Origin of the sequence: Amycolatopsis sp. CA-126428 (genome assembly GCF_002904335.1) — a bacterium.
Classification (GTDB): domain Bacteria; phylum Actinomycetota; class Actinomycetes; order Mycobacteriales; family Pseudonocardiaceae; genus Amycolatopsis.
The window spans coordinates 54,522-60,521 of sequence record NZ_PPHF01000178.1 but is presented as its reverse complement, the minus strand read 5'-3'; the positions used below and the strand labels follow the sequence as shown (position 1 = coordinate 60,521).

At 72.4% G+C, this 6,000-nt stretch carries 6 protein-coding genes; 1 reads left to right on the top strand and 5 read right to left on the bottom strand.

Translation table 11 applies throughout. The features are described 5' to 3' along the window. Positions 1–236: 236 nt before the first annotated feature. The 3 genes from C2L58_RS45845 to C2L58_RS45835 form a co-directional block, all read right to left on the bottom strand. A complete protein-coding gene (locus C2L58_RS45845; protein ID WP_103343888.1) occupies positions 237–1,199 on the bottom strand; it encodes an alpha/beta fold hydrolase in 963 nt (320 codons plus the stop codon). A 78-nt stretch (positions 1,200–1,277) separates the two neighbouring features. Further along, positions 1,278–2,489, bottom strand: a complete 1,212-nt coding sequence (locus C2L58_RS45840) for a DUF1700 domain-containing protein (RefSeq protein WP_103343887.1) — start codon at positions 2,487–2,489, stop codon at positions 1,278–1,280. Next, on the bottom strand, positions 2,486–2,809 hold the full coding sequence (locus C2L58_RS45835; RefSeq protein WP_013223697.1) for a PadR family transcriptional regulator: 324 nt from the start codon (positions 2,807–2,809) through the stop codon (positions 2,486–2,488). Before C2L58_RS45835 ends, C2L58_RS45840 begins: the two co-directional genes overlap by 4 nt. Before the next feature lie 111 nt (positions 2,810–2,920). Between C2L58_RS45835 and C2L58_RS45830 the strand changes: the two genes are divergently transcribed. After that, positions 2,921–3,823 carry an SMP-30/gluconolactonase/LRE family protein gene (locus C2L58_RS45830; RefSeq protein WP_103343886.1) on the top strand — a complete coding sequence of 301 codons (903 nt, stop codon included), beginning with the start codon at positions 2,921–2,923 and terminating at the stop codon, positions 3,821–3,823. A gap of 239 nt (positions 3,824–4,062) precedes the next feature. On the opposite strand, the gene C2L58_RS45825 is transcribed toward C2L58_RS45830, so the two are convergent. Both C2L58_RS45825 and C2L58_RS45820 read right to left on the bottom strand, forming a co-directional pair. Further along, on the bottom strand, positions 4,063–5,241 hold the full coding sequence (locus C2L58_RS45825) for an MAB_1171c family putative transporter (RefSeq protein WP_103343885.1): 1,179 nt from the start codon (positions 5,239–5,241) through the stop codon (positions 4,063–4,065). After that, the gene (locus C2L58_RS45820) at positions 5,238–5,795 is read right to left on the bottom strand and encodes a hypothetical protein (protein WP_233226303.1); all 558 of its coding nucleotides are present in this window, start codon (positions 5,793–5,795) and stop codon (positions 5,238–5,240) included. Before C2L58_RS45820 ends, C2L58_RS45825 begins: the two co-directional genes overlap by 4 nt. Positions 5,796–6,000 lie beyond the last annotated feature (205 nt).

Sequence of the window (6,000 nt, the reverse complement as noted above, 5' to 3'; positions counted from 1 at the left end):
CTCCGGAGCTTCCACCGGACGACCCACGCACAGCACATCCGGAACCCCCGCCGCCTCCGGAGCTTCCACCGGCCGGCCTGCCCGCAGCAGCTTCCCCCAACCCGCGCGGTCGTACCGCGCCGGCGGCGTCTCCCAGCCACTGACGGGCTCTTCACCGAGCCGACCGCCCCCGGGAATCACCGAGGAGGCCGCCTCCGCGGTCGCTCAGCCACCCCGCCAAGACCCGCGGACCCCGCTCAAGTCCCGGACGACACCGTCGGCGCGTCCGGAATCCCCGCCGCCTCGGGAGCTTCCGCCGGACGGCCCGCCCGCAGCAGCTTCCCCCACCCCGCGCGGTCGTACCGCGCCGGCGGCGTCTCCGCCAAGAACTCCCGCAGGATCTCGAGAAACCGCTCCGGGTCCGACCGGTGCGGGAAGTGGCCCGCGCCCTCGAAGAGGACCAGCCTGCTGCCCGGCATCGCCCGGTGCGCCCGCAGCGCGTGGCCGCTCGGCACCACCCTGTCCTCCGTGCCCCACACCAGCAGCGTCGGGATGCCCTCGGTCAGGTAGCACCGGTCCAGCATGTTGACCACCTGCCCGCGCCAGTCGACGACCGAGCGCAGCGTCCGCAGGAACGCCGAGCGCGTGCCCGGCTCGACCAGCCGCGCGTAGCGGGTCAGCACGTAGTCGAGGTCCGCGTCGTCGAAGAGCCGCAGCAGCCCCGCGAACCCGCGCAGCGCCGCCACCGCGGGCGGCGTCCCCAGCAGCGGCAGCACCAGCCCCGCCCCCGGCGCCGCGGCCAGGCGCAGCAGCGGGTGGACGCCCGCGCCGACCCCGCCCGAGCCGACCAGCACGAGCCGTTCGCACCGTTCCGGGAACTGGTAGGCGAACTGCATCGCGACACCGCCGCCGAGCGAGTGCCCGACCACCGTCACCCGGTCGACGTCGAGGGTGGTCAGCAGGTCGCGCATCCCGCACGCGTAGGCCGCGACCGAGTAGTCCGCGCGCGGCTTGGCCGAAGAGCCGTGGCCGAGCAGGTCGGGCGCGATCACCGTGAAGTCGGCCGACAGCGACGCCAGCAGCTCCAGCCAGGTCGACGAGTCGTCGCCGATGCCGTGCAGGAAGAGCAGGGCCGGCCCGCGCCCGGCCATCCGGTAGGCGCGCTCGTACCCGTGGACGACCCGGGTGCGCGGGGCGAAGCTGTCCGTGGATGGCGTCACCCGCCCAGCTCAGCACGCGCACGTTCGCCCGGCGTTTCGGGCGCGTTCGCAACGGGTGAACGCGCCCGGGCGGCCCCCTTACCTGGTCGGTGTCGGCGTCGGTGACGCCGGCGGCGGCGTGGGGGTCGCGGCCGGCACCGTCACCTTCGGGATCGCCGCGCTGAACGGCACGCCGGCGAGCTCGCGGCAGGCGCCGCGGTGGCCGTTGTAGCCGTTGTAGTTGCCCTGGTCGTCGGTGAGGCCCTGCTCGATCTTCGGCCGGGGGAACCGGTTGTCCTCGCCGAGCTTGCGCGTGCCGCCGGTCGCGGGTTCGCAGGCGTAGCGGGTCACGGTGAGCGGCCTGCCCGCTTCGTCGTAGAGGTAGACCTCGGTCAGCGGCTTGCCTTCGGCGTCGAAGGCGTAGACGTTCTCGACCTCGCGGCCGCCGTAGGTCAGCTGGTCGTTGCCGTAGTGGTCGACCGAAGACGGGGAGTACGACGTCGGACCCGAGTAGCTGCTCCCGCGGGCGAACAGGTCGATCGCGATGCCGAACCCGCCGAGGGCACCCCCGATGACGAACGCCGAGATCGGCACCGCCATCCACAGCAGCCGCCGGTCGGTGCGGACCCGCGGGCCCGCCCACAGCGCCCCGACGGCCGCGAGGATCAGCAGCGGCAGCAGCAGCACCGCACTCCGGTGCCGCAGCATGAGCAGCAGCCCGAACGCGACCAGCACGACGGCGCACACCACCCACCACGCCGGCTTGAGCGAACCGGCGTAGCGCAGGAACTTGCCGGTGTCCTGCTGCTCGCGTCCCTTCGCCACCGTGGCGCGCAGCCACCGCACCTCGGGCAGCGCCAGCACCGGCTCGATCCCGCCGCGCAGCAGCAACGCCAGGCTGACGAAGAAGACCGGCGCGAACAGGAGCAGGCCGCTGAAGGCGTCCAGGCTGCGGGAGACGGTGGCGCTGAACGCGAGCAGGGCGAGCCCCAGCGAGCAGAACACCAGGCCCCACAACGCAATCCGCGGCTTCGCCAGGCTCGGCGCGCCCGTCGCGAGCACCTGCGTGCTCCCCTCCCCCGGCGCCGGGTACCCGCCGGACGCGCGCAGTTCGGCGGCGTAGCTCTCCGGCGAGCCGAGCCGTTCGATCAGGGCCTCGACGCGGGCACCCTCCCCCAGCTCGGCCTCCAATTCGGCCAGGTGCGGGCGGACGTCCTCGAGGATCTCCTCGATCTCGCTCGCGGGCAGGTCGGCGAGCGCGGTCCGGACCCGCGCCAGATACACCCGCACGGCCGTCGGCTTGTCGCTCATGCTGCCTCTCCCAAAAGCGCGTTCATCGTCGATGCGAAGCTCTGCCACGTCTTGCCGGACTCCGCCAGCCGGACCCGGCCCGGTTCGTTCAGGCTGTAGTACTTGCGGTGCGGACCCTCTTCGCTGGGTACTACGTACGAAGTCAGCAATCCGGCCTTGTAGAGCCTGCGCAACGTCCCGTACACCGACGCGTCCCCCACCTCGTCCAGGCCGGCGGCCCGGAGTCTTCTCAGTACGTCGTACCCGTAGCCGTCTTCGTCGCGGAGCACCGCGAGAACGGCGAGATCGAGTACGCCCTTGAGCAGCTGACTGATCTCCACTGCACCCTCCAGTCTTACGCTTGGGAAGGTACCACGCATTGCACAGTAGTGTGCACGGCGGAGGGTGGTTCGGCCATCATGCTCCTGACAGAACTTCAGGAGGAGTGAGCGGTGGACCTGATCAAGACGGACTTCCAGCTGCTGGACGAGCGGTTCGCGCGCGTCAACGGCGACGAGTGGACGCAGCGCCTGCACACGGGCTGCCGCTGGACGGAGGGGCCGGCGTACTTCCCGGCCGGCCGCTACCTGGTGTTCAGCGACATCCCGAACGACCGAACAATGCGCTGGGACGAGACAACGGGCCAGGTCGGCGTGTTCCGTCAGCCGTCCGGGTACGCGAACGGCCACACGGTGGACCGCCAGGGCCGGCTGATCAGCTGCGAGCAGGGACCCCGCCGCGTGACGCGCACCGAGCACGACGGCTCGATCACGGTGCTGGCGTCGGAGTACCAGGGGAAGCGTCTGAACAGCCCGAACGACGTGGTCGAGCACTCGGACGGGTCAATCTGGTTCACCGACCCGAGTTACGGAATCGACAGCGATTACGAGGGGTACCGAGCCGAGAGCGAGATCGGCGCCTGCCACGTGTACCGCGCGGCCCCGGACGGCTCGGTGACGATCGTCGCGGACGACTTCAGCCGGCCGAACGGCCTGGCGTTTTCGGCGGACGAGTCGCGGTTGTACATCGCGGACACGCGCCAGGACCCGAGCCACATCAGGGTGTTTTCCGTGGTGGACAACGGAAAGCTGACCGGCGGCGAGATTTTCGCGACGAGCGACAGCGGCGGCTTCGACGGAGTGAGGGTGGACAGCGAGGGCCAGGTCTGGGCGGCAGCGCACGACGGCCTGCACTGTTTCGCTCCGGACGGCACGAGAATCGGCAAGCTGCGCATCCCGGAGGTGTGTTCGAACTTCACGTTCGGCGGCGCACGGGGAAACGAGCTGTTCATCACCGCTTCCAGCTCGGTCTACACCCTGAGGGTGACGGTGAACGGCGCCCGCTACCCGCGCTGAGCGTTGGAGGCGGTCGGGAACGCCTCCCGGCCCAGTGCGCCTTCGGTGCCCCCACGCACCCCAGGCCACATCGGGGCGCTTGGGGCTCAGCCGGGCACGCCGTCGGGAGCGGTCCGGGCGCCGCAGTGGTCTGGGCGCCGCAGCAAGCCGGGCGCCGCAGCTGCGGGGCCGGGCGTCGCCGGGAGCGGTCCGGGCGCCGCCGCAGCGAGCTGGACGCTGCGGCGAGCCGTTCGGGGTGGCTAGGCGGGCGTGGCTGTCTCCACTCGCTCCACCACCGCGTCGAGGCGGCGCCAAGCCCGGCTCACCTGGACCAGCCAAGCCGCCTCGGTGGCCACGTCCGCTTCCGTGTCCGGTTCCGCCGGGTGGTCGGGCTCGCGGGCGAAGCGGCGACCCGCGCGGCCCGCCTCGATCGCCGCCGCCAGGGTTACTGCTTCCACCGTGGCCGCCACCTCCGCCTCGCGGACTCCCGCCCGGCGCGCCGCCGCCTCCGCCCGCGCCGGGAGGTCCGGGTCGAAGTGGGCTCGGAGCGCCAAGTGGCCGTCGCGGATTTCGATGACCCTGCGGTACAGCGCGAACTCCGCGCCGCCCGCCAGTTTGCGGCCCGGGTCCAAGGCGATGCCCGGGACCGCCGTGCGCAGCGCCGTCCACAGCGGCTCGATGCGGCGGTACGCCCGGTACGCGCGGACCCGGCCGACCAGCGACGACACCGCCGGTGACCACGCGCTGAGCGTGGCTCCCGCCGTCACGAAACCGATCGTCACGGCCGCGAGCACCGAAGACGGGACGTCCTCGCGGGCGCCGATCCGTCCCGTCCGCGCCAGCTGCACGACGTCGTCCACGTCCCAGAACGTCCACGCTGCCGCCGCGCCCACGCCGACGACGAGCAGCCACAGCCCGGCGCGCAGCGGTCCCGGCTCCGCGTGCCACGCGCTGCGGACGAACACCGCGAGCAGCAGGCCGAGGCTGATCAGGCTGTACACCAGGAACAGCACCTTGTCGCCCAGGGCGAACGGCAGGCCGGCGGCCGAAAAGAGCGTGTCGTCGCCCACGCGCCGCGGCTCGGAAAGCGCGAAGCACGCCGCGAGCAGCACCATCGTCGCCGCGGTGAACAGCGCGTGCGGGGCGAGGCGGGCGCCTTCGCCACGCCACACCGACTGCGTGAAGGCGACCGCGAACCCGATCGCGCCCAGCTTCAGCTCGTCGCCGGACAGGTTCAGGACCCACTCGGCCACCGGGCCCGGGCCGGCCAGCGCCGACATCGCCGGCGTCAGCACGAGGATGCCGGCGGCGATGCAGATGCCGAAACCGGCGAGGAACCACATCGTGCGCACCGGCTGGCTGCGGCGTGCCTCGATCAGCTTGTACCCGAACCCGGCGAAGCCCGCCGTGCAGAGGTAGTAGGCGAGGGTTTCGATCACGGCGTGCGGCGGCCGAACAAGGAATCGAAGCGCCGCACGCCTTCCGGGACGCCGGGCGCGGGTTCGCGCGGTTCCGCGGGCCGGACGACGCGCTGGGCGAGCAGGCTCGCGACGAGTTCGGCTTCGCGCTCCTCGACCTCCGAGTAGGTGGTGCGCCCGAGCACGCGCCGGACGAGTTCCGGCGAAAGGTTCGGCATGAGCTGCCGTCCGGCGGCGGCATCGATGGCGACGCCGTCGGCGCCCGCGTCGGCTCCGACGTGACCGCACAGCAGGTGCCCGACCTCGTGCAGCAGGATGTGCCGCCGGTGCAACGCGGTCGTGTTCGTCGGGTAGAGGATGTAGTCGGCGCGTTCGGTGCTCATCAGCAACCCGCACGGCGCGCCTTCGGGAGCGCTGACCGGCATGAGTTCGATGGGGCGCCCGCGCTGGGCGGCCAGGCCCGCGACGAAGTCCTCGGCATCGAACGGTTCGGGCAGGCTGACGCCGTCGGCGACCTCGCGGGCCCGCCGCCACAGCGAGCGGGCCGGTCGCCGCCGCCACCATGGTCGCGCCACCTCAGCCCTCCTTCACCACGCCGCGGACGGTTCCAACCGGATCAACGCGGCAGAGCGCCCGTGGTTGCGCGGCCGTCGAAAATCCGACGCACGGACGCGGAAGACGGTGCCCCGCGGGCGGCTCGGCGGCCGGAACGACGATTCGCGACGATACCGGGCGACGGCCCACGGAGGTGCGGCAAGTCCCGAACCCAGGGCGATGTTC